The sequence below is a fragment of the Bacillus cabrialesii genome (genome assembly GCF_004124315.2).
GTDB lineage: Bacteria > Bacillota > Bacilli > Bacillales > Bacillaceae > Bacillus > Bacillus cabrialesii.
Genome location: NZ_CP096889.1, coordinates 1,220,517 through 1,245,146, shown reverse-complemented (window position 1 = coordinate 1,245,146; position 24,630 = coordinate 1,220,517). Strand labels below are relative to the sequence as shown.

24 protein-coding genes and 1 other annotated feature are annotated in these 24,630 nt (G+C 45.2%); of the genes, 3 read left to right on the top strand and 21 right to left on the bottom strand.

Annotated elements, in window-relative coordinates; all coding sequences use genetic code 11:
* Positions 1-194: 194 nt before the first annotated feature.
* Positions 195-408 (top strand) — a binding site (T-box leader).
* 56 nt (positions 409-464) lie between these two features.
* On the top strand, positions 465-1,457 hold the full coding sequence (trpS, locus tag EFK13_RS06380) for a tryptophan--tRNA ligase (RefSeq protein WP_119997206.1): 993 nt from the start codon (positions 465-467) through the stop codon (positions 1,455-1,457).
* Between the two features lie 34 nt (positions 1,458-1,491).
* Here the strand turns inward: trpS and EFK13_RS06375 are convergent, their stop codons facing one another.
* From EFK13_RS06375 to fabH, 9 genes are all read right to left on the bottom strand, one after another.
* Positions 1,492-2,244 (bottom strand): YjbA family protein, encoded by a 753-nt coding sequence (locus EFK13_RS06375; RefSeq protein WP_129506083.1) that lies wholly within the window; start codon positions 2,242-2,244, stop codon positions 1,492-1,494.
* 205 nt (positions 2,245-2,449) lie between these two features.
* Positions 2,450-3,361: an oligopeptide ABC transporter permease AppC gene (gene appC / locus EFK13_RS06370; protein ID WP_129506084.1), complete on the bottom strand. Its 912-nt coding sequence runs from the start codon at positions 3,359-3,361 to the stop codon at positions 2,450-2,452.
* Positions 3,362-3,377: 16 nt separating this feature from the next.
* Positions 3,378-4,328 (bottom strand): ABC transporter permease, encoded by a 951-nt coding sequence (locus EFK13_RS06365; protein WP_129506085.1) that lies wholly within the window; start codon positions 4,326-4,328, stop codon positions 3,378-3,380.
* Between the two features lie 73 nt (positions 4,329-4,401).
* Positions 4,402-6,033: a peptide-binding protein gene (locus EFK13_RS06360; RefSeq protein ID WP_129506086.1), complete on the bottom strand. Its 1,632-nt coding sequence runs from the start codon at positions 6,031-6,033 to the stop codon at positions 4,402-4,404.
* An 88-nt stretch (positions 6,034-6,121) separates the two neighbouring features.
* A complete protein-coding gene (gene appF / locus EFK13_RS06355) occupies positions 6,122-7,111 on the bottom strand; it encodes an oligopeptide ABC transporter ATP-binding protein AppF (protein WP_129506087.1) in 990 nt (329 codons plus the stop codon).
* On the bottom strand, positions 7,108-8,094 hold the full coding sequence (appD, locus tag EFK13_RS06350) for an oligopeptide ABC transporter ATP-binding protein AppD (protein ID WP_064813399.1): 987 nt from the start codon (positions 8,092-8,094) through the stop codon (positions 7,108-7,110). Before appD ends, appF begins: the two co-directional genes overlap by 4 nt.
* Before the next feature lie 188 nt (positions 8,095-8,282).
* Positions 8,283-9,068 carry a DUF2268 domain-containing putative Zn-dependent protease gene (locus EFK13_RS06345; protein ID WP_129506088.1) on the bottom strand — a complete coding sequence of 262 codons (786 nt, stop codon included), beginning with the start codon at positions 9,066-9,068 and terminating at the stop codon, positions 8,283-8,285.
* 75 nt (positions 9,069-9,143) lie between these two features.
* The gene (gene fabF, locus EFK13_RS06340; protein WP_129506089.1) at positions 9,144-10,385 is read right to left on the bottom strand and encodes a beta-ketoacyl-ACP synthase II; all 1,242 of its coding nucleotides are present in this window, start codon (positions 10,383-10,385) and stop codon (positions 9,144-9,146) included.
* Between the two features lie 22 nt (positions 10,386-10,407).
* Positions 10,408-11,346: a beta-ketoacyl-ACP synthase III gene (gene fabH, locus EFK13_RS06335; protein WP_129506090.1), complete on the bottom strand. Its 939-nt coding sequence runs from the start codon at positions 11,344-11,346 to the stop codon at positions 10,408-10,410.
* A 164-nt stretch (positions 11,347-11,510) separates the two neighbouring features.
* On the opposite strand from fabH, the gene yjzB reads away from it, so the two are divergent.
* A complete protein-coding gene (gene yjzB, locus EFK13_RS06330) occupies positions 11,511-11,738 on the top strand; it encodes a spore coat protein YjzB (protein ID WP_129506091.1) in 228 nt (75 codons plus the stop codon).
* 29 nt (positions 11,739-11,767) lie between these two features.
* Here yjzB and EFK13_RS06325 read toward each other — a convergent pair whose 3' ends face one another.
* From EFK13_RS06325 to EFK13_RS06310, 4 genes are all read right to left on the bottom strand, one after another.
* A complete protein-coding gene (locus EFK13_RS06325; RefSeq protein WP_129506092.1) occupies positions 11,768-11,959 on the bottom strand; it encodes a ComZ family protein in 192 nt (63 codons plus the stop codon).
* A 14-nt stretch (positions 11,960-11,973) separates the two neighbouring features.
* A complete protein-coding gene (med, locus tag EFK13_RS06320; protein ID WP_129506093.1) occupies positions 11,974-12,927 on the bottom strand; it encodes a transcriptional regulator Med in 954 nt (317 codons plus the stop codon).
* Between the two features lie 90 nt (positions 12,928-13,017).
* Positions 13,018-13,575, bottom strand: coding sequence for a hypothetical protein (locus tag EFK13_RS06315; RefSeq protein ID WP_129506094.1), 558 nt, complete (start codon positions 13,573-13,575; stop codon positions 13,018-13,020).
* A gap of 79 nt (positions 13,576-13,654) precedes the next feature.
* A complete protein-coding gene (locus EFK13_RS06310) occupies positions 13,655-14,389 on the bottom strand; it encodes a hypothetical protein (protein ID WP_129506095.1) in 735 nt (244 codons plus the stop codon).
* Between the two features lie 249 nt (positions 14,390-14,638).
* On the opposite strand from EFK13_RS06310, the gene EFK13_RS06305 reads away from it, so the two are divergent.
* Entirely contained in the window at positions 14,639-14,824 is a 186-nt protein-coding gene (locus EFK13_RS06305) for a YjzD family protein (protein WP_129506096.1), read from the top strand.
* A gap of 47 nt (positions 14,825-14,871) precedes the next feature.
* Here EFK13_RS06305 and EFK13_RS06300 read toward each other — a convergent pair whose 3' ends face one another.
* From EFK13_RS06300 to argC, 8 genes are all read right to left on the bottom strand, one after another.
* Positions 14,872-15,051, bottom strand: coding sequence for a YjzC family protein (locus EFK13_RS06300; protein ID WP_010329358.1), 180 nt, complete (start codon positions 15,049-15,051; stop codon positions 14,872-14,874).
* Positions 15,052-15,152: 101 nt separating this feature from the next.
* Positions 15,153-16,097 (bottom strand): ornithine carbamoyltransferase, encoded by a 945-nt coding sequence (gene argF / locus EFK13_RS06295; RefSeq protein WP_129506097.1) that lies wholly within the window; start codon positions 16,095-16,097, stop codon positions 15,153-15,155.
* Positions 16,085-19,177 carry a carbamoyl-phosphate synthase (glutamine-hydrolyzing) large subunit gene (gene carB, locus EFK13_RS06290; RefSeq protein ID WP_129506098.1) on the bottom strand — a complete coding sequence of 1,031 codons (3,093 nt, stop codon included), beginning with the start codon at positions 19,175-19,177 and terminating at the stop codon, positions 16,085-16,087. The genes argF and carB overlap by 13 nt, the downstream gene beginning before the upstream one ends.
* The gene (locus tag EFK13_RS06285; RefSeq protein ID WP_129506099.1) at positions 19,170-20,231 is read right to left on the bottom strand and encodes a carbamoyl phosphate synthase small subunit; all 1,062 of its coding nucleotides are present in this window, start codon (positions 20,229-20,231) and stop codon (positions 19,170-19,172) included. Before EFK13_RS06285 ends, carB begins: the two co-directional genes overlap by 8 nt.
* Positions 20,232-20,301: 70 nt before the next feature.
* On the bottom strand, positions 20,302-21,459 hold the full coding sequence (gene argD, locus EFK13_RS06280; protein ID WP_129506100.1) for an acetylornithine transaminase: 1,158 nt from the start codon (positions 21,457-21,459) through the stop codon (positions 20,302-20,304).
* On the bottom strand, positions 21,456-22,232 hold the full coding sequence (gene argB, locus EFK13_RS06275; RefSeq protein ID WP_129506101.1) for an acetylglutamate kinase: 777 nt from the start codon (positions 22,230-22,232) through the stop codon (positions 21,456-21,458). The genes argD and argB overlap by 4 nt, the downstream gene beginning before the upstream one ends.
* Positions 22,233-22,246: 14 nt before the next feature.
* Positions 22,247-23,467: a bifunctional ornithine acetyltransferase/N-acetylglutamate synthase gene (gene argJ, locus EFK13_RS06270; RefSeq protein ID WP_129506102.1), complete on the bottom strand. Its 1,221-nt coding sequence runs from the start codon at positions 23,465-23,467 to the stop codon at positions 22,247-22,249.
* A gap of 19 nt (positions 23,468-23,486) precedes the next feature.
* Positions 23,487-24,524, bottom strand: a complete 1,038-nt coding sequence (gene argC / locus EFK13_RS06265) for an N-acetyl-gamma-glutamyl-phosphate reductase (RefSeq protein ID WP_129506103.1) — start codon at positions 24,522-24,524, stop codon at positions 23,487-23,489.
* Between the last annotated feature and the right edge of the window lie 106 nt (positions 24,525-24,630).

The window sequence follows — 24,630 nt, the reverse complement described above, 5'->3', positions numbered from 1 at the left end:
ACTATTTTAGGAGTTTTTTATCCATATTGCTTTTTACATATAATATCTAGCTGTTTTTCCGCTGATAGCAGTTATCATTTAGGGGTTTTACAGCACCCTTAGTATTTATATCATTACAATGTTACCGAAAAAAAGAATGTTTTTTCGTGATGACAATTGGTTATAATTGATTTATAATGAAGCAATCAAAAGAAAAGCGTGCTATGAAAAAGAGTAGTACACATTTCACCCGTTCGAAGAGAGTCTGCGGTGCTGGGAGCAGATAACGGGCAATGTGGAATGGACTTTGGAGCAGCTGACCGAAACCGAAAAAGTAGGCTCAGCCGGAGCAGACTCCGTTACAAACGTCAGAGTGATTCCATTTTAATGGAATAATCAGGGTGGTACCACGGTTCATTCGTCCCTTTTTTACAGGGGAAGAATGAGCCTTTTTTATTATGTTTTAAGAAATGAGGTTGATTTTGATGAAACAAACGATTTTTTCAGGCATTCAGCCAAGCGGCTCCGTTACGCTCGGCAACTATATCGGTGCAATGAAGCAGTTTGTCGAACTGCAGCATGATTATAACAGCTATTTTTGCATCGTGGATCAGCATGCGATAACCGTGCCTCAAGACCGGCTTCAGCTAAGAAAGAATATCCGCAGTCTGGCGGCGCTTTACTTAGCAGTCGGACTTGATCCAGAAAAAGCGACATTGTTTATTCAGTCAGAGGTTCCCGCGCATGCGCAGGCCGGATGGATGATGCAGTGTGTCGCGTATATCGGCGAGCTTGAACGGATGACTCAGTTTAAAGACAAATCCAAAGGCAATGAAGCTGTCGTCTCCGGCCTGTTAACGTACCCGCCGCTGATGGCTGCTGATATTCTGCTGTATGGAACGGATCTTGTGCCTGTAGGCGAGGATCAAAAGCAGCACCTTGAGCTGACGCGGAATCTCGCTGAACGCTTCAACAAAAAATATAACGATATCTTTACAATTCCGGAAGTGAAAATCCCAAAAGTAGGCGCACGCATCATGTCTCTGAATGATCCGCTGAAGAAAATGAGCAAATCTGACCCGAATCAGAAATCTTATATTACACTTCTGGATGAACCAAAGCTGCTTGAAAAGAAAATCAAAAGCGCTGTGACCGATTCTGAGGGCATTGTAAAATTTGACAAAGAAAACAAACCGGGCGTTTCCAACCTTCTTACGATTTATTCAATCTTGGGGAATACGACAATTGAAGAGCTTGAAGCAAAATATGAAGGGAAAGGCTACGGCGAGTTTAAAGGTGACTTGGCAGAAGTCGTGGTGAACGCATTAAAACCGATCCAGGACCGCTATCATGAACTGATAGAATCTGATGAATTAGACCGGATTCTTGATGAAGGCGCGGAACGGGCAAACCGGACAGCAAACAAAATGCTGAAAAAAATGGAGAATGCCATGGGTCTTGGCCGAAAAAGACGCTAATCAAAAAACCGCTCTTTGCAAAGAGCGGTTTTTTTCAGTTTACCTTTGATTCGTTTTCCATTTCCCATAGCTTTTCGAAAAAGGGCTGTCCTTTTATCAGGTTTTCGCAAAAAGCCAGATGCTTGTCCGACCAGCCTACGATTGTTTCGTTATACAGCATGTCCCAAATCTCTTCAAAGCTCATCCGTTTGATTTGTTCATACATATGCGGGTTCCACTCTGTGTACCAGTAGCCGATTTCAGCGCGGTTTTTCAGCCCTTTTAATTGGTCAAGCGCCATAAACATCAGCTGCTTAATTTGCCGTTCTTTTCTTGTTAGTCCTCTGACGTGTTCCGGAGCTAATGATAAAATGTGATATTCTTTTGAGGATTCCAGTTTCTTTGGCTCAAATTCATATGTTTCAGGCTCCACATCTTTTACCATTTCATAAACGAGCTGCTCTTGTCTTGGGATCAGACGGCTTTTTCTGACAGGGATCGTGTAGCCGATTGTGTCGACAGCCAAAATGCCGATTCCGTCTGTTACGACGAAACAATACTCAAGCTTTGTCCGCTCGTGATTTTTTCGAATGTACGATTTCTGATGTACTTCTTCAAGCAAACCTTTCGGAAGCTCAGACAGATCGTTTTCTATGTAATGAAACAGTACTGACGGCACCCTTAACAGCGGCACCTGATCCAAAAGCTCAACCGTATCTTCCTTGCGCCATTCATGAAAATGACATACATTGTAGCCATTTTCTTCCCCTTCAAACCAATTGACCCACACATCATGAAGAAATAACATCTCTAACCCCTCACTTTTATAAAAACTGTTGTCCACAGTATAGGCAAGGGACAGAGAAATTATTCCAAGGAGATTGAGGAAATCTGGAATTGCTGGGTTTATGTAAGAATCACAAAAAGCAGATCTCTTTGTATATTTTCTGACAAAAGGAGACCTGCTTTTCTTCTGTTTTTGTTATATTTTACAACAAATAATGTTTTCATTTTTATTTAATATTTTTCGGATCAAGTGCATCCCGCAGGCCATCACCGACAAAGTTGAAGCATAAAACAGTCATTAAAATAAATAGCCCGGGAAATAACGGGTACCACCATGCTTGAATCATTACCGTGAAATTCTGTGCGTCTTGAAGCATGTTTCCCCAGCTTGCGATTGGCGGCTGGATTCCGAAGCCCAAGTAGCTTAACGCAGATTCAGCAAGAATGACAGATCCCACTTTCAACGTCGCCGAGACGATAATCGGCCCTAACGCATTGGGCAGGATATGAGAAAAAATAATGTTGTGCGTCTTTGTTCCAATTGTTTTAGCGGCAAGAACATATTCCCTTGAACGGAGCGACAAGAATTCTCCCCTTACCAACCTCGCTGTCGTGGTCCAGCCTGTGAGACAGAAAATTAAAATCAGTTTGTCCACACCGGGCTTGAAGATGGTGACCAGCGTGATCAGCAAGAAAATATCCGGAATTGATAATACAATGTCGACCAGACGCATGATGACAGCATCTACGATTCCCCTGAAATATCCCGCTAACGCCCCTAAAACCGTTCCGATCAAAATCGAACCGACTACAGAGGCAAAACCAACCAATAAAGAGACACGCGCTCCATACAAGATCCTACTGAAAATATCACGTCCGAATTTATCCGTCCCCATCAAATGTTCAAGGCCCGGTGCCTTATATTTATCAAGCAGGCTTTGCTGCTCTTGGGGATAAGGCGCAATGAAAGGAGCGAATATCGCCGACATAATAATGATAAAAAGAATGACGGCACCTAGAATAGCCAGTTTGTTTTTCGAAAATTTTTCCCAGAAGATCTTGGTCATCGTCTCTGGTTTTTTCGAAATATTTTCTTTCAGCCTGATCTCCGGTGAGGGAGTTGTGTGCAGCTCTGACATCTCTGTTTCCCTCCTTTTAATATTCGATCCGCGGATCAACAATCGCGTAAAGGATGTCTGCAATGAGGTTTCCGACAACGACAAGAACCGCTGAGATGACAGTCATTGCCATAATAACCGGATAATCACGCTGGAATGCCGAATCAACAAACAGCTTTCCTAACCCCGGCCAAGTGAAAATCTGCTCTACGACAACCGCTCCGCCGATAAAGGAGGGAATCATTAAACCGAAGATCGTAATAACAGGCAATAACGCATTCCGCAAGCCGTGCTTAAACAATACTCGATTCTCTTTGAAACCTTTTGATCTGGCAGTCCGAATATAGTCTTGGTTTAGCACATCAAGCATATTGGATCTTGTATATCTCGTTAAGCCTGCCATATCAGCTGTCGCCAGCACAAAAGCGGGTAAAAGCAAATGATGAAGCCGATCTAAATAACTAAAATCCGCGTTAAGCGTTGCGACTCCCCCGGTCGGGAACCAGCCGAGATTCACGGCAAACACCATGATTAAAATCAGCCCGAACCAAAAATTCGGGATCGCCAAACCGATAAATGAAGTAAATGTAATGCCGTAATCCAGTTTGGAATAAGGTTTTTTTGCAGAAATCACCCCGAATGGGATGGAAATGATCAGCGCCAAAATCGTTGACACCAGCATCAAGAGGAGTGTATTAGGCAGCCGTGCTAAAATCAGTTCTGAAACAGGCGTCCCTTTTCTGATGATGGACGTGCCGAAATCACCTTGAACCATATTGCCGAGCCATTTTAAATATTGAACGTACTCAGGATCGTTGAGGCCGTATTTTTCAATAAACTGCGCCCTGTCTGCCTGGCTGATCGTAGGGTCCATCATAAGTGTCATCGGATCACCCGGAGCAGCTTTCATGATAACGAAAGACAAAATTGTAATTCCCAATAGAATAGGAATCGAAGATAACGTTCTTCGAATGATATATGTAACCATATTCTTGTCCCCTTCGTTGTTCTTTTTCAAATTCAAAGGGGAAGGAAACGCGCTCCCTCCCCTCCAAGGGAAATTATTGGGCAAGCCACCATTTTTCAATTTGGTACAGCTCGCGTTTCGGATGATACACATAACCCTCTAAGTTAGCCGGCATCGCCATATGGTTGTTCGGATAATAAAGGAAGGTATACGGCTGATCTTCAGCAAGCTTTTGGTAAATTTTTTCGTAAGCTTTAGAGTATTCCCCACGGTCGCTGATTGATTTTGCATTTTTCAGAAGCTTATCAACTTCAGGGTTTTTGTACCACATGTTATTCAAGCCTTTTTCAGACTGGCTGGAATGGAAGATATCATAATGATCCGGGAACGTTGACAAACTCCACCCTAAAACCATTGCGTCATAGTCCCAATTAGGCGGATTTGTCTGTTCTACCAATGCGCTCCATTCAACGATTTGCGGCGTTACTTTAATACCGACTTTTTTCAGCTGTTCTTGAACAACAACTGCAATGTCTTCACGAACTTTATTTCCTTGATTCGTCTTCAGAGTAAATTCGAATTTTTTACCGTCTTTATCGAGAATGCCGTCACCGTCAGTATCTTCCCAGCCGGCTTCTTTCAGCATTTTCTTCGCTTTTTTGACGTTGTATTTAAATTTAGGAACCTCTATATCTTTCGGATAATTCCATGAAACCGGGCTTTCAGGGATGTAAGCAACCTTCCCGTCCCCATCCAATACGGTTTGCACCATTGTTTCACGGTCTAAAGCAGTCGTAAGTGCCTGGCGCACTTTTTTGTCTTTAAACAGCTCGTTTTTCTCATTCCAGCCGATATACGTATAGCTTAACGCCAAATCTGTTACGACTTTGACATTATTAAACGATTCAGCTGTCTTATAGTCAGTTGACGGCACGTTAAAGAAATCGATATCGCCTGCTTGAAGCTGGGCAACTGCTGCATTGGCGTCAGGAATGATTTTATATGTGACACTGTCTAAATACGGACGGCCGTCATAGTAGTCATCATTGGCAACGAGCTTGACGTATTGTCCGTCTTTCCATTCTTTAAATTTGAAAGGCCCTGAACCGATTGGATTTTTTCTGTTAAACTCATTATCTTCAAGCTCTGCAACCGGTACGTCTTTTAAAATGTGCTCCGGCAGAATCCCATAGCTGTCTAACGTATTGTTATAGAAGTTAGGGTCTTTGTATTTCAGCGTAAATAGAACCTCGTAATCTCCCTTTTTCTCTACCGATTTCAGCATTTCAAAGTTAGAGCCGCGCTCTCCTTTGTAGTCCTTGTTCAACGGAATGTTGTACGTAAAGACGACATCATCAGCAGTAAGCTCTTCCCCGTCATGGAACTTAACGCCTTTTTTGATTTTTACATCATATTTCAGTCCGCCATCCAGCTCTTTCACACTTTCCGCCAGTGACATTTTGACATTTAAGTTTTCGTCTGTTTTCGTTAAAAAGCTGTAAATCATTTGTTCAATATCTGTACTCGATTCATCAGTTGAATATAATGAGTTGAAAAGCGTTGGCGCTCCGATTGAACCCACAACCAAATCCCCGCCTTGCTTCGGTTTTCCTGCTGATTTTTTCTCGCTGCTGCTGCTCGATTTTGATCCCGAGCAGGCCGATAAAAAGATGGCCAGAACCATCAATACACTTAGCATCATCAGTGCGGTTTTCCGTCTTTTCATTAGATATTCCCCCTCTTGTAATGTTCGTTCTTCTCAGCTGTTGTTTATGTAGTGTGCATACCCCCTCTCAAAGCTGTGCGGGCAACAATTAGCTATAAAGGTGACAAGCCACAAAATGGCTGGGAGCAGCTTCTTTGAATTCTGGTATTTGTTCCTTGCATATTGGCTTTGCAACAGGACATCTTGTGTGGAAAACGCAGCCTTTTGGCGGATTGGCCGGACTCGGCAGTTCTCCCTTCAGGACGATGCGTTCACGTTTGACAGATCCTTTTCTTCTTGTAACCGGGACGGACGATAAAAGAGCTTGGGTATAAGGATGAAGCGGATTGTCGTAAAGCTCATGCTTGCCGGTCAGTTCCATCATTTTGCCAAGATACATCACGCCGACCCTGTCGCTGATATGGCGGACAACACTTAGATCATGAGAGATAAATAGATACGTCAGATTAAATTCTTCCTGCAATTCTTCCATTAAGTTAATCACTTGGGCCTGAATTGATACATCAAGTGCAGAAACCGGCTCATCTGCAATGATCAGTTCTGGATTTAACGTAAGCGCTCTGGCGATGCCGATCCGCTGACGCTGGCCGCCGGAAAATTCATGGGGATACCGGCTGGCAAACGACGGGTGAAGGCCAACTCTCGCAAGCAGTTCTTCGACTTTCTCGTTTCGTTCCTGCATCGTATACATGTTGTGCGTATTAAACGGCTCCTTAATGATAGAACGCAGCGTTTTTCTTGGATTCAAAGAGGCAAATGGATCTTGGAAAACCATTTGAATATTTTTGCGGACACTTTTCCGCAGCTTCTCCTCTGACAGATTGGAAATATCCTGCCCTTTAAAAAGGATTTGGCCTTCTGTCGGTTTGTAGAGCCTGATCATCGTTCTGCCGGCAGTCGATTTTCCGCAGCCAGACTCCCCAACGATTCCAAGTGTTTCTCCCTTATGTAATGAAAATGAAACACCGTCCACTGCTTTTACATCGCCGACTTTTCTTTGAAAAAGGCCTGAGCGGATCGGGAAGTATTTTTTTACGTCACGAAGCTCTAAGATTGTTTCTTGATTAGCTGCTGTCATGATTGTTCGGCACCTTCTTCCTCATATAAAAAGCATCTCACCGTTCTGCCGCTTTTGTGTGTCAAAAGCGAAGGCTGATTTGTCCAGCATTTATCCATGGCTTTCGGGCACCTTGGGGCAAATCGGCATCCCGGCGGCAAATTATCCGGTGTCGGCACGCTGCCTTTAATCGCATTTAATTTATCAATCTCTCCATCTATGACGGGAATGGAGGTAAGCAGGCCTTCTGTGTAAGGATGAAGCGGCTCTAAAAATAAGTCGTCCACAGTGGCGTTTTCCACGACTTGTCCGCAGTACATGACAATCACTCTATCGGCTGCTTCCGACACGACACCTAAGTCGTGTGTAATGAGAAGAATCGACGTATTGAACTTTTGACAGAGATCTTTCATGAGTTCCAGAACTTGGGCTTGTATCGTCACATCCAGCGCTGTTGTCGGTTCATCGGCAATGAGCAGTTTAGGATTACAGCTGAGTGCAATGGCAATCATCACCCTCTGTCTCATGCCGCCGGACAGCCTGTGCGGGTATTCCTTCATCATTTGCTCAGCCCGGGAGAAACCGACCATCTGCAAGAGTTCAACAGCTCTTTGGCGGGCTTCTTTTTTCTTCATGTTTTTGTGGTAAATCAGCACTTCGGTAATTTGCTCTCCGATTGTTAACACCGGATTAAGGGAGGTCATTGGTTCCTGAAAAATCATAGATACTTCGTTTCCGCGGATTTTACAATAGTCGTTTTCAGTGAATGAGGTGAGGTCTTTGTCTTCGAGTTTAATAGAGCCGTCCATAATTTTTCCGCCTGAGCTTTGGACGAGGCCCATAATTGATAAAGACGTAATGCTTTTTCCGGAGCCCGATTCACCTACAAGCGCGACGGTTTCGCCTTTGCTAATGTGAAAATCGACTCCGTCAACCGCAGGGATCGGCTCCTTTTTCCTGAAAAAATAAGTCTTTAAATTATTCACTTCTAAAAGTGTGCTCATGCTAGCTCCCCTTCCCCCTCTTGTTTCAAACGTTTTCAAGAGAAAGCAATCCCCTTATTCAGAAATAATAAATAATATTGAATTATCGAAAAATTTTATAGTTGTATATTATTACAATCATTTTGCAAAATCAAGAATTTTTTAGGATAAATGTAATATTATTAATGAAATTCCATTATTTTATTCTTTTAAAGCGTTGCATTCAAAAAGGTTTCAGCAGGGATGGACAGCCCGTCTGCCGTGTTTGCTTTGTTGGCTGTTAAATATTTTTTTACAATATTGAATCCGACTGCGTATCCAAGCATTTTAGGCTGATATCCTTTGCCGAATAGCAGCTGGGAGAATAATCGATTGTCCCGTTTGATATCCTGATGGGGCGCAATCTTTTTTTCGTATAAAGCTTGCAGCTGCTCGGGGGTATACCAAGATGTCCATTCAGCCGTTTGGCTTCGGCCGAACCTCTCATAAACAGCATATTCTGCCAGACCTTCCATGATGATTGTATCAAGTAATGTGACATTCTTTTCCTCTTTTGTCAGATGCTCTAACCGGCAAACGTGATGATATTCATGTGTCATCAGGGCAGATACCGATGCAAAACTCAAATGTGACGAGAGAAAGAGGAACATTTTGTCTTGAAAGGCGAGTCCTGATTTTGAACCGAAGTCTAAACGAATTCTTCTGTTTCGCTCATCAACCGGCAGCGGAACAATCGGTACATCAGGACCTTGCCATTTGTTTTTGAGATACTGTTCTTCCTTAAGAATATGCTCGTAAAATCCTTTTTCTTTCAGTTTCAAAGCAGTATGAATACCCTCTTTTATGTTTTTAAACATTCCATGATGCTGAAGATGGTCCAGAATGCCTTTCCAGTTCTTTTTCTCCGCACCTGAAAAAAGCGGTACAATGTAATGCGCCAAATCATCTATTGAAGCAGCCTGCCCGAGCCAGTTATATGTTTGTTCTACACTCATGTGATCGCCTCCTCTTTTTATCCTATGCGCACAAAAAAAACCGGCTACCCTTTAAAGGCAGCCGGTTTGGCGTAATTATGATTGATATTTCTTAAAGATTAATGTTGCATTGTGTCCGCCGAATCCCAATGAGTTACTGAGAACATAATTGAGTTCCTGTCTGCGGGCTTCGTCAGGCACATAATCTAAATCGCATTCTTCGTCAGGTGTTTGAATATTGATTGTCGGCGGGATCACACCTTCTTTAATGGCAAGCACAGAGAAAATCGCTTCAATACCGCCGGCTGCCCCTAAGAGGTGGCCAGTCATCGATTTTGTAGAGCTTACCGCAAGTTTATGCGCATGTTCGCCGAATACGGTTTTAATCGCCATTGTTTCGTATTTGTCATTATAATACGTGCTTGTCCCGTGAGCATTGATATAATCAATTTCTTCAGGCGCAATGCCGGCATCTTTAATGGCTTCTTGCATCGCTCTCGCTCCGCCTTCACCGTCTTGTGCCGGCGCTGTGATATGATAAGCGTCTCCTGTTGAGCCGTAGCCGACAATTTCTCCGTAAATTTTAGCGCCGCGGGCCAGGGCATGCTCAAGCTCTTCAAGAACGATAATCCCTGCACCTTCCCCCATGACAAAGCCATCACGGTTTTTATCGAACGGGCGGCTCGCTGTTTTCGGGTCTGGATTCGTAGACAGTGCTTTGTTGGCACTGAAGCCCGCGAATGACATTCTTGTCAGCGGCGCTTCCGTTCCGCCTGTCACCATAACGTCCGCATCGCCGCGCTGAATGACTTTAAACGCGTCACCGATAGAGTTCGTTCCTGTAGCACATGCTGTAACCGTACAAGAGTTGACTCCTTTCGCTCCTAATGCAATAGAAATCTGGCCTGTCGCCATATCAGGAATCATCATTGGCACGAAAAACGGGCTTACCCGTCTTGGTCCTTTTGTTAAGAAAATTTCAAATTGAGATTCTAGTGTTTCAAGTCCTCCGATACCGGAACCTACCCAAACACCGACTCTCGGCGCGATCTCATCCGTAATGTTAAGATCTGCGTCTTCAACTGCCATTTTCGCAGCTACAACCGCATATTGTGTAAAGCGGTCCATTTTTCTGGCTTCTTTTTTATCCATATAATCTTCAACATTGAAGTCTTTTAACTCAGCGGCTACTTTTGCCGGATATTCTTCAGCATCAACACGAGTGATCGGACCGATTCCGGACACACCGTTGATCGCGTTATTCCAGCTTGTATCGACGTCGTTGCCAAGCGGAGACAATGCTCCAAGTCCTGTAACAACTACTCTTTTTTTACTCATCTTGTGTGCACCTCACCTTTTTTTATCGGCCCCAGCGGATTGCAATGGCGCCCCATGTTAATCCTCCGCCGAACCCTACCATTACGACCACATCGCCGTCTTTGATTTTACCAGCTTCCAATTCTTCTACTAGAGAGATCGGAATCGATGCGGCAGAAGTATTTCCATATTTATGAACGGTTTTAGACATCTTTTCGACAGGAAGCTCTAGCCGCTCGCGAGCGGCTTCCATGATGCGGATATTCGCCTGATGCGGAATCAAAAAGTCGACGTCCTCTTTTGAGAGTCCGGCTTTTTCAATGACATTTACGCACGATTCTCCCATTTGGCGGACTGCAAATTTGAAAACTTCTCGTCCATTCATGATTGTATGTCGTTTTTCATTTAGATACAAGTGCTGACCGCCTGTGCCGTCTGCTCCCAGTTCAAATGAAAGGATTCCTTTGTCATCGCTGACTGGACCGACTACCGCAGCACCTGCTCCGTCTCCAAACAGAACGGCTGTATTGCGGTCTTCCCAGTCTGTAATGCTTGAGAGCTTTTCTACACCGACAACAAGAACATGCTTGTAGGTTCCGGATTCAATAAATTGTTTACCGGTTACAACCCCGTACATGAAGCCCGCACAAGCCGCGCTGATATCCATAGCACACGCTTTCTTCGCGCCGAGCTGTTCTTGAATCATACAAGAGACCGTAGGAAATGCCTGATCAGGTGTAACAGTTGCAACCAGGATCATATCCAGGTCCTCAGCTGCCACTTCAGCTTGTTCCAGCGCCTTTTTCGCTGCTGCAACAGCCATATGTGATGAATAGACATCATCTGCGGCAATTCTTCTTTCTTCTATTCCTGTTCTGGTACGAATCCACTCGTCAGAAGTTTCAACCATTTTTTCAAGATCATGATTTGTTAAAACCTTCTCAGGAATGTAACGTCCAACACCAAGTATTCCAGCTTTCATAAGGGAAGACTCCTTTATATCGTAAATTTAGAAGATCAATCAGGTTGTGATCAATTATTAGTATCAGGTACTAATTCTATCCTATTTTTTTTCACATGGCAATATATTCGTCTAAACTATCAGTTCATCTTACTCATAGAGTATTGTATATAGAAAGGAGGCGTATGCAGTTGGATGTGTTTTCAAAAATGATGTTCGGCGATTCCCCAAAACAAACTGCTGAGAAGGAGGAGCAACAAGAGGAGGTTTCCCAGACAAACGAAGAAGAGACGATTAATTACATGCATATTATGGACCAAATCGGTTCAATTATGAACTCTCTTGATCAAATTAAGCCCGCTTTAAAGGAGCTTGCCCCGATGATTTCCGCTATTAAAAAGAAAATCATGTGAAAAGCCACTTTCGAAAAAGTGGCTTCTTTTTATTCGGTTTCAGAATTCGCGTCAGACTTGCCAAGCTCATAAGCTTCCGCCATTACCGTTGTAAATAGATTCATAAACGGCTGCATGGTCTCCATTGACAGCTTAATGCCTGATTTTTCAAGCTGTTCTTTCGCTTCAGGGAGATATTTCATGGCAATTTGCAAGAACTCAAGTGATTTTTCGTGTTGCATGTGACATCACTCCATTACTCGTTTTTTGGCAGTTCGCCTGTTTTGTTGTATGTTTTGATCAGCTTGGCGATTCTTTGCTGAAAGTCTTTATCGACGAGCGGGCTGAAGGTTCCCATTTCAACAACTCTCGTTTTCAGGTCGTAGTAATGATCGCCGCCTTCAAGGGTGCCTTTGTTGAATTGCTCAGCGATGATTTCATAGGCCTTGTCCACATTCTGCACCGTGCTGGTTAAGACGGTATTCTCGCCCAGCTCCGATTGATCTGTGACGTAGCCGATGGCATAAAGGCCGTCTTTTTTGATTTGCTGAATGACAGGAACATTATACCCGTCTCCGGCGGGATACACAACATCCGCGCCTTCATTCTTCATTTTTTGATAAAGCTTCACTGCTGTCGTATCATCATCCCAATGATCCGTATATTTCGTGTTTACTTCTATATCCGGATTTTCATATTTGGCTCCTTTGATAAAACCGTCAACCTCCGGCTGCCATGTAAAGGAAGCAATCACACCGACCTGATTCGTTTTCGACATATGGGCAGCTGTCATTCCTCCAAAAAAGCCCATTGCTTCCCCGCTAAAATGGACACTCGTCACATTATCAGCTTTCGATTTCGCATTAGAAATAACGAATTCCATATCTGGATAATCTTCGCTGACCAGGTTAAACACCTCTGCATATTCACTCCCATGGCCATAGAGAAGATTGACGCCCCGCTTATGAAAATCCTCAATCGCATTTATGATATCTTCATCTGTTTTAACGCCTTCTTTATAGTAGACGTCCACATTGTATTTTGACTGTATATTCAGTAATCCTTTATACCCTTTTGTGCCCCATACGAGGTCATTAATCGTATCAGGAAAGAGCATGCCGACCTTCTCAATTTTTCCTTTAAACGGAGTTTGTCCACATCCGCTCAATAAAAGGAGGACAGAAAAGATCATGACAAGCCTTTTGATCAAGTCATGTTCAACTCCTTTTGACAAGCTATAACGTGTATCATTTTTATACGTTTATTGTATCTAGAAAACTCGAAACATGGAAGGTTTTTCTTAATATTTGTCGAAAATTGATGAAAATTGTCTTTTCCACTCGAAAATTTTTGTTTTCGCTTCTTCTTTTGAGGTTTTTTCTGTGACTTGCAAATCAAATACCTGATTTTTGCTATCGCGGCTTGGCTCCAGCAGGAATCTCAGCAGCTCGTCTGCCACATCGTCTGCGTAATAGCCGTCTTCGTCGGTTTCTTCTTTCCAGGGCCCATACATTTCCGGCAGAATCACCGTTGTTTCCGAGCCCGTCTTTTCGCGTTTTTCCCATTCTTTACGGTCTTGTTCATAGACTAATATATAAGGAGAATCGAATTGATCTAAAGGCAAAAAGCCGCCGAACTGGATACAAATTGTATCATATTTTCGCTCCCCGATGTGTTCAAGCTGGCGAAAGAGTTCATTTCTCCCAAGCCACATGAGTCTTTCTTCTAAGTACATTTGTCTCATTTCATCTTCTGTTTCCGCCAGAATAACGTCAACATGTATGCCTTCATCCATCATTCGCTCGCACAATGAAAGGCCGAAAAATTCGTCCGCACCTACAATCAGCGTTGATTCCATTGCATCTGCCGCCCTTCTGGTTGCATTTTCCAAAGCAAAACAGCCTCCGCAAAAGTGAAGGCTGTTGTTATTGTATTCTTTATAACTCTTTTTCATGACTATGAAAGAATTTGCAGATTGATGCATAAATTCTGCTTGGATGCTCAAATAAGTGAAATGTCATATCGACCGGTGAGCCTTGCTTTTGCTGTTTTTCCTTGAATACTTCCGCATGTACGCTGTACGGATAGGGAGCTCCAGTCATACGCTGCCACATATGAACAGGCACGCCGCTCGGGTAGCTTTCGATTGTTTTGTAACGAAGCGCTTCCGCTTCTTTTTCAGAAATACCGTAGCTTTCCGATACCTCTTTCAAAAATTGCTTATAGAAAAATTTATTTTCTTTTTCTGATTCATAATGTGCCTGAAGATCGAGACAAGGATTCAACATTGCGGCTGAGCGGATATGATCCGGGGAAAAACGAAGCAGTTCATCGGCTACGAGAGCACCCATGCCTTCTGCTAAAATATGAATCTTCGGATTGAGTATTTCCTGCTTCAGCACGAAATGTATCAGCTGTTTGGCATAGGTAACCGCTTTTTCCGCACCCCAATGCCTCCCGAACAGATTGCTGTTGAAAAGGGTATATCCTTCATTCCTCAGCATGTTCAGCAGCTGGTTTCTGCCGTAATGCTGAAGCCAAAAGCTTGAATCATTCCCCACAAAGTGGGTTCTGTCTCCAAGGATAAAAATGCCGAAGCCGTTCGGGCGATAGGGCAGGTGAATGACATTCTGCTCCGTTCCCAATTGAAAATACCTTTCCGTTATTCCCATCGCTTGCCCGCCTCCTTTCACACTCCATCTCACGCTATCTTATGTAAAAAGAAAAGAAACGAATAAGGTAAAGTCCTAGCCTTTACAGTTTTGGCTAATATACTGATTAACGTTTTTTATATTTTATCATTAAAGTGTGATGAATCAGACTCTTTTGTCACCTCACTTTCTTCTAAAATTGGATTCCCCCTTCGCTTTTTGTATGGTATGATAACTTTTAGAATAGAATGAGAAGGACGAGGTGGAAACGTGCGATATATTATTGCCTTTATTTGGACGTTCCTTTTATCACATATGGCATGCTACTTGATTGCCAGCATGAACAGCGTTGCGTATGATTTCAAATCATCATCAGTCATTGCTGTTGTACTGTATGTCTTAATCATGGTTTTAGCGGAAATCATGCCTATGAACAAAAATGCAAGCCAGCATTAAAAAGCTAAAAAACCCAAAACATTTATTGTTTTGGGTTTTTTTCTTGATCACGGCTTTCTTTTATAAGTCCACAGCCGGTTGTGATTTGATGTTTCGGGGAACATTTCCCCTGCTGACAGATGGATTTTTTGAGGATTCTTAACCATGCTTCCCGTTTCGCCGATTTCAACATAGATGCCATTGTTGGGCGCTTTTTGCCCGGGCCGGAATTGATGCTGCTGTCCCACTGTTTTTCCTCCTTTTCCTTTTTCCTGTAGTATGCGCCTAATCGGCTGTGAATATGTTTCCATCAAAAAAAACTGCTGAGTCTGGCTCAGCAGTTTTTTGCTTATTCCCCTTTGTATAAAATGGCTTTCAACAGGGCTTTTTGCACATGGAGACGGTTTTCCGCTTGCTGGAATACCGCAGAATTCGGCCCGTCGATAATCTCCGCAGTCACTTCTTCCTCACGGTGTGCGGGGAGGCAATGTAAAAATGTATAATCAGGCTTGGCGTGGCGGACAAGCGCCGCATTCACCTGATAAGGCGCAAAGACAGCGAGACGCTCTTGTTCTTCCGCTTCCTGCCCCATACTCGTGAACACATCAGAATAAATCACATCCGCGTCTTTTACAGCTTCAATCGGATCAGCCGTAAGCGTGATGGTAGCACCTGTTTGAAGCGCTGCAGATTTTGCCGCTTCAACAGCTTCATCTAATACCTCGTATCCCTTTGGCGAAGCGATCGAGATATCACAGCCCATCTTGGCGCAGCCGATCATTAAGGAGTGCGCCACGTTATTTCCGTCACCGATGTACGCGACTTTCACGCCTTTAAGCTCCCCTTTCATTTCCTTTATCGTCAAGAGATCCGCCAGCGCCTGACATGGGTGGTATTTATCGGTAAGTCCGTTGATGACCGGAATGTCAGCTTCTTTGGCAAGCTCCTCCACCTTTTCATGCTCAAAGGTCCGGATCATAATGGCATCCACATAACCAGACAACACTTTTGCCGTATCTGCGACAGTCTCACCGCGTCCCAGCTGAAGATCTTTCTGGCTTAAGAAGAGGGCGCTCCCGCCCAGCTGCGCCATGCCGGCTTCAAATGAAACACGGGTCCGCGTTGATGATTTTTCAAAAATCATCGCCAAGATTTTGCCTTGGAAAATAGGCTGGATTTTGTTTTGTTTCAGTTCACCGGCTTCTGCGAGCAAGGCGTTTATATCCTGTTTGCTAAGATCCTTTAACGTTAATAAATCTTTTCCGTATAAACTGGTTTGCGTCACTGTGTGCATGATGCCACTTCCTTTTTATAGAGGTCTTTGAGAGATACAGGCTGAGGTTCGCCCGAGCCGCTTTGTAAAAACGCCCGCACGGTTTCTTCTTCTGTAAAGACAGTGATGCCGTGTGTCATGGCTTCCAAACGTTCTTTGCGCGCTTCTTCGGAGCCGCTCAAATTGATGTGGAGCGCTTTTCCTTCCTGTTGCATCCATGAGGCAAATGTTCCTTTATGAACGGTAAAGCCGGCGTTCTCCGCTAACTCCTTCATATCTTCCGGTCCGTTGTGCAAATAAATGCTTCCTTTTTGATTCCAGACACGTGCATAGATTTTTTTCAAGGCGCTGTCAGCATCGTAAGCGACACACATGCCTTCTCCCGTTGATTTCATTTCCGGCCCAAGCTTGACGTCCACATCCTGGATCGCATGAGAAGAAAAAACAGGGAACTTCACGGCAACCCCATGGTGATTTTGAACTGCCGGGTTTAGATCTTTTAAAGACGCCCCCGCAAGCAAACGTGTGGCAAGCGGGATCATTGGAACGCCCATTACTTTGCTGACGACAGGAACCGTGCGGCTCGCTCTCGGATTCACTTCAAGAACGAGAATGTTTCCACTGTCGATCACAAATTGGATGTTCATGATGCCTTTAAATGAAAGCTTTCGGGCAATTTTTTGCGCGGCATCTTTTATGCCCTGCTGCAGCCCGCTTGTGATGGACGGTCCGGGAAGGATGGCAAAGCTGTCTCCCGAATGGACACCAGCCCGTTCAATATGCTCGGTATATGTCGGGATAAAGACATCCTCACCGTCGGAAATCAAATCAATTTCGACTTCTTTTCCTGACACATACTGATCAATTAAAATCGGGTACGGCATGCTGTCCTCACCGTTCAGCAGCTGAGAAAGCTGGGCTTGCGAGTCAACAATGATCATGCCCATTCCGCCGATGACGTAAGATGGACGGATTAGCACCGGAAAGCCGATCTCATCAGCTTTTGCAGCGGCCTCTTCTTTTGTATAAGCGATTTCTCCTTTTGCGTGGTTCAGTCCAAGCTCATCAAGAAGCTGATAGAACTGATCACGATCCTCCAACACATCGAGCGTTTCAAACGAGGTGCCGAGAAGGGTAATGCCGGCTTTTTCGAGTGCTTCAGAAGCATTGATCGCGGTTTGGCCGCCGAATTGCACGATTGCAAAATCAATATTTTCCTGCTCCGCCACGTTTAAAATGTGCTCCGTTGTCATCGGTTCAAAATACAGGCGGTCTGCAATTTCATAATCGGTACTGACCGTTTCCGGATTATTGTTAATCATGATTGTTTCGAACCCTAGCTCTTGCAGTGTCAGCACACCGTGAACGGCACTGTAATCAAATTCAACACCTTGGCCGATCCGGATCGGTCCTGAACCGATAATCAGCGCGCGTTTTTTCTCTTTGCGGCTGATGTCCCCATCGCTCTCTCCGAAATATGTGGAGTAAAAGTAGTTTGTTTTCGCATCAAATTCAGCCGCGCAGGTATCGACAATTTTGAAGGAAGGCGCAATGCCCATCTCCTTGCGAAGCGCGCGCACCTCTTCTTCTGTTTTGCCGATCAGCGAGCCAATCGTTGCATCTGAAAATCCTTTTTCCTTTGCTTTTTTCAATAAGTCAAAAGAGAGATCGCCGCCCTCTTCCATCATGCGGTTTTCCAGTTTGATGATGTTGTCAAAGGTATGCAGGAAAAACGGATCAATTTTTGTTTTTGCATGAATGTCATGAATCGTCACGCTGCGGCTCAGCAGCTCCATGACAACGAAAAATCTGCGGTCGTCCGGAGTGACTGCCAACTCCCATAGCGCTTCAATCGACAAGCCGCTGAGCTCTGGAAGGTGCGTACCGATATTTTTCAGTTCAAGGGATGCCGCTGCCTTTTGTATCGCCGCTTCTAAGTTCCGTTCAATCGCCATCACTTCTCCGGTGGCTTTCATTTTTGTGCCAAGCTTGCGGTCTGCGTTTTTGAATTTATCAAACGGCCAGCGCGGAAATTTGACGATCACATAGTCCAGCGCAGGTTCAAAGCTTGCGTAAGTCGATCCTGTGAGCGGATTTTTCAGCTCATCAAGGGTGTATCCGACTGCCAGTTTCGCAGCCATCTTCGCAATCGGATAACCGGTTGCTTTAGACGCGAGAGCCGATGACCGGCTCACCCGCGGATTGACCTCGATGACGTAATATTGCTTGCTGAATGGATCAAGCGCGAATTGGATATTGCAGCCGCCTACGACATCAAGTGCCGAGATGATCGTCAGACTTGCCGTCCGGAGCATTTGATAGTCTTCATCCGTCAATGTTTGTGACGGCGCCACAACGATAGAGTCACCTGTATGCACACCGACCGGATCGATGTTTTCCATGTTGCACACGGTGATGCATGTGTTATTACTGTCACGCATGACTTCGTATTCGATTTCTTTAAAGCCGGCAATGCTTTTTTCCACAAGGCATTGACTGATCGGGCTTGCTAATAGCGCCTGCTTGATCATGGCTGTAAAGGCTTCTTTATCAGGAGCGATTCCTCCGCCCTTTCCGCCTAATGTATAAGCAGGTCTGATAATGACAGGAAAACCGATGGATTCCGCAAAACGGATGGCGTCGGTCTCGTTATCAACAATTTCACTCTCCGGCACGGGCTGGTTCAATTCGTTCATTAACGAACGGAATTTTTCCCGGTCTTCTCCTTTTTGTATCGTCTCAACGGATGTGCCGAGAAGTTTGACGCCGTGCTCTTTTAAAACACCTGTTTCTTCAAGCGCCACCGCTAAATTCAACGCGGTCTGCCCGCCTAAATTGGCAAGAAGTCCATCAGGCTGCTCTTTTTTAATGATGGCTGTCAGGCTTTCTGCTGTCAGCGGCTCAAAATAAATGTCATCAGCGAAGGCTTCATCGGTCATAATTGTCGCCGGATTGTTATTGACGAGGATCACCCGATAGCCTTCCTCCTTCAGCGCGATGCACCCTTGAGTGCCTGAATAATCAAATTCTGCCGCCTGGCCAATGATGATCGGTCCTGAGCCGATTACTAATATGCTTGAAATACTGGTGTCTTTAGGCATGCGCGATTTCTCTCCTTGCTGGTATCACATTCTTTAGATAATCATCAAAAATCCATTCGCTTTCCGCCGGTCCGGGATGGGCCTCCGGGTGGAATTGAACACTCATGACAGGCAGCTTTTTATGGGCAAGCCCTTCAACTGACGTATCATTGACATGATGAAACCTGATCGTGAGCTCTTCTTCCTTAATGGACTGTTCATCAACCACATAGCTGTGATTTTGGCTTGTCATGAAGACGCGTTTCGTTTCACGGTCGATGACCGGGTGATTTGCGCCCCTGTGTCCGAATGGCAGTTTGAATGTATTCGCTCCGAACGCGAGCGCGATTAGCTGGTGTCCGAGACAGATGCCGAGAGTCGGATAACGGCTGATGATGCTTTTGATCTTTCCTAAATACGGCTGAATGGCTTTCGGGTCTCCAGGTCCGTTCGATAACACAATGCCGTCCGGCTTTATATCGTATACAGCTTCCATTTGCTGATACGGCACCACGGTGACCTTACAGCCTCGTTTGACGAGTGATGACGCAATTGACTTTTTATAGCCGAAATCAATGAGGGCGATATGTTTATTACCATCTCCGAATGTGCTGATTTCCTGTGCTGAAGCCTGTTCTGCCACGTTCTCAGGCTGAAGGGCGACATCAGCTGCTTCTTTAGAGGCTGTGACAGTCGCACCCATCGTTCCGTTTGCGCGGATTTTTTTCACGACAGCCCTCGTATCAACATGAGTCAAGAGCGGGATGTTCCATTTCTGTAAATACTCCTTGAGGCTGTATACCGCTTCATGATGAGAAAAATGATCACACGCCTCATAGACAACCGCGGCTTTCACTTGCGGTTTCTTGCTTTCAAAATCCTTTTCGTTAATGCCGTAGTTGCCAATCAGCGGGTAGGTAAATACGATAATCTGCCCTTTGTATGATGGATCTGTCAGCACTTCCTGGTAGCCTGTCATTCCTGTAAAAAAAACAGCTTCTCCCGTGCAGTTTTCATGACCGTCCAGCTCGCCGCCAAACGCCGTTCCATCTTCTAACACTAAATAACCTTCCATCTAACAGCCCACCTCTTGATGAATAATTAATTATAAAAATGAATTTTTATGCTTTCATACCGAAAAAAAATTACTGATTTACAGCGGAATGCTGCGCGATTGCCTGTTTCAGCTTGCTGATTGCTTCTGCTATTTCATCCTTTGTCACGGTGAGCGGCGGCAGCAGGCGAATGACGTTCGGGCCGGCCGGCAATACGAGCAAGCCTAATGTCTGCAATTCAGTAATGATGTCAGCAACCGGGCCATCACACTCAATTCCAAGCATTAATCCTTTCCCGCGGATTTGTTTGACAAAAGGGCTGTTTAGCTCAGCCTCGAGCTGTTCTTTTAAAAATGTCCCTTTGTCAGCAGCCTCTTGCAGAAAATCAGGCTGGAATACAATTTGCAATGTGGCATTCACAGCAGCCATCGCCAGCATATTTCCTCCGAAAGTCGTTCCGTGAGAACCAGGGGTAAACGCTTTTCCGAGCTGTTTCTTTCCGATGACAGCGCCGACTGGAAAGCCGTTTCCCAATCCTTTTGCGGCTGTGATAATATCAGGCGAAAGTCCAAAGTGCTCGTATGCGAACCCCTTTCCCGTCCGTCCGATGCCGGTCTGGATTTCATCTACGATCAGAAGGGCTTCCTTTTCCTTACAAAACGACTGGACGGCTGTTAAAAATGCAGCGCTCGCTGGATTGACTCCGCCTTCTCCCTGTACTGTCTCAAGCATCACCGCGGCAATGCCGTCTTCCTCCCTAAGAGCCTCAAAGGCGGAAGGATCGTTGTATGGCAAGTAATGAAAACCCTCCAACATCGGGCCGAAGCCTGTTTTGATTTTATCCTGTCCGGTCGCAGCCATCCCTGCATACGTACGGCCATGGAACGACTGAAGGAACGTGATGATTTTCGTTTTACCAGTTGCTTTTCGGGCGAGCTTGATTGCGCCTTCATTCGCTTCCGCACCGCTGTTGCAGAAAAAGACAAGATCTCCCGCACTGTGCGCCGTCAGCTTTTGTGCCGCTTGCTCTTGGAGACTGTTTTGAAACAAATTCGATACGTGCCATACGCTGTCGAGCTGTTGTTTGACTGCTTCAGTGACCGTTTCATGGCAGTGGCCCAGATTGGATACCGCAATCCCCTGAATGAAATCGAGATATGTTTTGCCGTTTTGATCCTCAACGTACGTTCCCTTTGCTTTTTTGATGTCAATATCCCAGCGGCCGTAGGTTTGAAACAAGCTGCTCATGAAACAGCCTCCTTTGCTTTAACGATTTTTGTTCCTTGAAAGGTTTGTTCTGTGAAGAATGCTCCTTTGCCGTTTACGATCATGACTTCGGACACCTGATCTGATAAAGCTGACAAGGCTGAATTGACCTTCGGGATCATTCCCCCTGTGATCACTTCCTGCTCGATCAGCATTTGAACCTCCTCAGGAGTGAGGACGTCGAGACGCTGTTTTTCTTTCATGATCCCATCGACATCAGTGACGAACATCAGCTTATCTGCTTCAAGCGCTCCGGCGACTGCCGAAGCAGCCAGATCGGCATTGACATTAAGCGTCTTGCAGTCACTTGTCATCGACAGCGGCGCAATAACAGGAATGATACTCTTTTCCATCAGCGCGTTCACCATGGATGCATCGACCTTTTTGATTTCCCCGACTTCCCCGTATGTTTCCGGATCGAGATAATCAGCCTCCAAAAGACCGCCGTCCTTACCGGAGATGCCCGCAGCACGCAGTCCGTGTTTGGCAAGCTCAGCGACGAAAAATTTATTGACAGAACCGGATAAAACCATCTCCGCCACTTCGAGCACCGGCTTCGTTGTTTTCCGCTGTCCTCCCGAAAACTCTGTTTTGATATTTAACCGTTTCAGCATATTTGTAATTTCCGGGCCGCCGCCGTGAACGATCGCCAGTTTCCATCCTGACGCCATCAGTTCTTTCAGGTTATGAAAAAATTCCTCCGACAGCTCACGGATGACACTTCCCCCGCATTTAAAAACGATTGTTTTCTTCATTGTGCTCCCCTTTATTACGTGCGATAGCTCGCGTTAATTTTGATATAGTCATAGGTCAGGTCACAGCCCCACGCTCTTCCGTTCCCGTCACCTTCATCCATCTTGATGACAATCGTGATTTCATCTCCTTCAAGATATTCCTTGGCGAGAGATTCAGAGAATGGCTGAGGTTCGTTATGCTTAAAGAGGCATTGACCCCCGAGATAAACCTCTACTTCTTCTGCCGTCACCTGGGCTGCGCTGTGTCCGATGGCTCCGATGATGCGCCCCCAGTTGGCATCTGTTCCGTAGACCGCCGTTTTCACGAGGCTTGAGCCGACAATTTTTTTGGCAATCACGTTTGCATCAAGATTGTTTTTCGCGCCCTGCACTTGGGCTTCGATTAGTTTTGTCGCGCCTTCTCCGTCTCTGGCAATCTCTTTAGCCAAATCCTCGCAAGTAAGCAAGAGCGCTTTTTTAAAGACCGGCCATTCTGGATGATCTTCCGTCAGGCACTCATTCTCCGCGCAGCCGTTTGCCATGACCAAGACCATATCGTTCGTGGATGTTTCACCGTCAACTGTAATTTGGTTAAATGAAACATCAGTGATTTCGCGAAGCGCCTTTTGCAGCGCTTTTTCATCAATTGCCGCGTCTGTAGTCACAAACCCCAGCATTGTGGCCATGTTCGGGTGAATCATTCCCGAGCCTTTAGCCGCTCCTCCGATCGTGACTGTTTTGCCGCCGATTGTCAGCTCATAGCACGTCTGCTTGATCACCGTATCGGTTGTTAATATCGCTTCCTCAAAATCTCCTGATCCCGCAGGCGTTTGTTTCAGCAGCTCGATGCCAGCCTGGATTTTTTCCATGTCTAAATGTTCGCCGATGACGCCTGTTGATGAAACAGCGACAAGCTCCGGCTCAATGCCAAGCTGTGAAGCAAGGCTCTCCCGCATTGTGTATGCGTCCTTTAACCCTTGTTCTCCCGTGCAGGCATTGGCAATGGCGCTGTTGACGATGACGGCTTTCAATGCTGATCCATGCTTTAGGCTGTCTTGTGTGACTTTGATCGGCGCGGCCTGAAAATGGCTTTGGGTGTAAACCGCCGCGCTTGCTGCCGGTGTCTCGCTGATAATGACGCCGAGGTCTTTTTTCGAGTAGCGCAGACCGCAATGCACGCCCTTTGCCTGAAACCCTTTTGGCGAGGATACATCACCTGTTACTTTTACAATTTGATCTTCACTTAACTGAATCATGATTCGATTCTCTCCCGTTCTATGGATAAATTGGCGTCATGGTGAGCCCTGTCTCTTCACTCCAGCCATTCATTAGATTAAAGTTCTGCACAGCCTGACCGGCGGCACCCTTCATTACATTATCGATTACCGAGACGATCGTGACTCGGTTCGTTCTCTCGTCGAGGGTAACGGCGATATCACAGAAATTGCTGCCGTACACTTCCTTCGTTTGCGGAAACTGCCCTTTAGGCCTTACTCTTACAAAATATGAATCTTGGTAAAATTCCGAATATAAGTGATGCAGGTCATCTGCCGATAGGTCAGAGGTTACTTGCGTATACATCGTCGCCATGATGCCCCTTGTCATCGGAACCAAGTGAGCCGAAAAGGTTATAGGCCCGAGCCCCGGCTGCCATTCTTGCAGCGCCTGTTCAATTTCAGGCGTGTGCTGATGTTCATTGACTTTGTAAATTTTAAAATTGTCGTTCAGCTCAGAAAAATGAGTTCCCATGGATGCTTTTCTTCCCGCTCCGGAAACACCGGTCTTTGCGTCAACAATAACGAAAGATTCATTGATCAGCTTTTTTTGAGCCAGTGGCGCGAGGCCAAGTAAAACAGCCGTCGGAAAACAGCCCGGATTGGCAATGAGTTTCGCCTGTTGAATTTGCTTTTGATTCAGTTCTGCCAGGCCGTAAACCGCTTCATGAATCACTTCCTTCGGTGCAGCTGTCCGTTTATACCACTTTTCATATTCAGCCGGCTCTTGTATCCTCAGATCACCTGACAGATCAATAACCGGAATTCCCGCATCCGCCAGCTGCGGAGTCAATTCACTTGATACCCCGGGCGGCGCAGCAAGAAACATGATATCTATTTCGTGTTTGATCGTATTCATGTCGATCGGCTTCAGCTTCTGATCGGCTAAGCCGGTAAGATGAGGATAAACCTCGCTATAGACATTCCCTTCTCCGCTGGATGAATAAAGTATACATTCCTCTGCATGAGGGTGATGCGAGAGAATCCTGACAAGTTCGGTGCCTCCATATCCTGTAGCGCCTACAATTCCTATTTTCAAAACAAGTTCACCTTCTTGGTCTTTGTGAAATTATTTAACATTATAACATGAATAAAAATTAATTCAATCGTATATTTAATATTTTTATTCACTTGTAAATTTTCTG

What these genes read in the sequence shown, in the direction of transcription:
- argB (WP_129506101.1), bottom strand. Translation starts at nt 22,232, where the DNA reads ATGAAGAAAACAATCGTTTTTAAATGCGGGGGAAGTGTCATCCGTGAG.
- EFK13_RS06345 (WP_129506088.1), bottom strand. Translation starts at nt 9,068, where the DNA reads ATGAGTGTAGAACAAACATATAACTGGCTCGGGCAGGCTGCTTCAATA.
- trpS (WP_119997206.1), top strand. Translation starts at nt 465, where the DNA reads ATGAAACAAACGATTTTTTCAGGCATTCAGCCAAGCGGCTCCGTTACG.
- argF (WP_129506097.1), bottom strand. Translation starts at nt 16,097, where the DNA reads ATGCACACAGTGACGCAAACCAGTTTATACGGAAAAGATTTATTAACG.
- appC (WP_129506084.1), bottom strand. Translation starts at nt 3,361, where the DNA reads ATGTCAGAGCTGCACACAACTCCCTCACCGGAGATCAGGCTGAAAGAA.
- argJ (WP_129506102.1), bottom strand. Translation starts at nt 23,467, where the DNA reads ATGATTCAGTTAAGTGAAGATCAAATTGTAAAAGTAACAGGTGATGTA.
- EFK13_RS06310 (WP_129506095.1), bottom strand. Translation starts at nt 14,389, where the DNA reads ATGGGAATAACGGAAAGGTATTTTCAATTGGGAACGGAGCAGAATGTC.
- EFK13_RS06375 (WP_129506083.1), bottom strand. Translation starts at nt 2,244, where the DNA reads ATGTTATTTCTTCATGATGTGTGGGTCAATTGGTTTGAAGGGGAAGAA.
- appF (WP_129506087.1), bottom strand. Translation starts at nt 7,111, where the DNA reads ATGACAGCAGCTAATCAAGAAACAATCTTAGAGCTTCGTGACGTAAAA.
- argD (WP_129506100.1), bottom strand. Translation starts at nt 21,459, where the DNA reads ATGAGCAGCTTGTTTCAAACCTACGGCCGCTGGGATATTGACATCAAA.
- fabF (WP_129506089.1), bottom strand. Translation starts at nt 10,385, where the DNA reads ATGAGTAAAAAAAGAGTAGTTGTTACAGGACTTGGAGCATTGTCTCCG.
- EFK13_RS06315 (WP_129506094.1), bottom strand. Translation starts at nt 13,575, where the DNA reads ATGGAATCAACGCTGATTGTAGGTGCGGACGAATTTTTCGGCCTTTCA.
- fabH (WP_129506090.1), bottom strand. Translation starts at nt 11,346, where the DNA reads ATGAAAGCTGGAATACTTGGTGTTGGACGTTACATTCCTGAGAAGGTT.
- EFK13_RS06285 (WP_129506099.1), bottom strand. Translation starts at nt 20,231, where the DNA reads ATGGAAGGTTATTTAGTGTTAGAAGATGGAACGGCGTTTGGCGGCGAG.
- carB (WP_129506098.1), bottom strand. Translation starts at nt 19,177, where the DNA reads ATGCCTAAAGACACCAGTATTTCAAGCATATTAGTAATCGGCTCAGGA.
- appD (WP_064813399.1), bottom strand. Translation starts at nt 8,094, where the DNA reads ATGAGCACACTTTTAGAAGTGAATAATTTAAAGACTTATTTTTTCAGG.
- EFK13_RS06325 (WP_129506092.1), bottom strand. Translation starts at nt 11,959, where the DNA reads ATGCAACACGAAAAATCACTTGAGTTCTTGCAAATTGCCATGAAATAT.
- yjzB (WP_129506091.1), top strand. Translation starts at nt 11,511, where the DNA reads ATGCAGTTGGATGTGTTTTCAAAAATGATGTTCGGCGATTCCCCAAAA.
- EFK13_RS06360 (WP_129506086.1), bottom strand. Translation starts at nt 6,033, where the DNA reads ATGAAAAGACGGAAAACCGCACTGATGATGCTAAGTGTATTGATGGTT.
- EFK13_RS06365 (WP_129506085.1), bottom strand. Translation starts at nt 4,328, where the DNA reads ATGGTTACATATATCATTCGAAGAACGTTATCTTCGATTCCTATTCTA.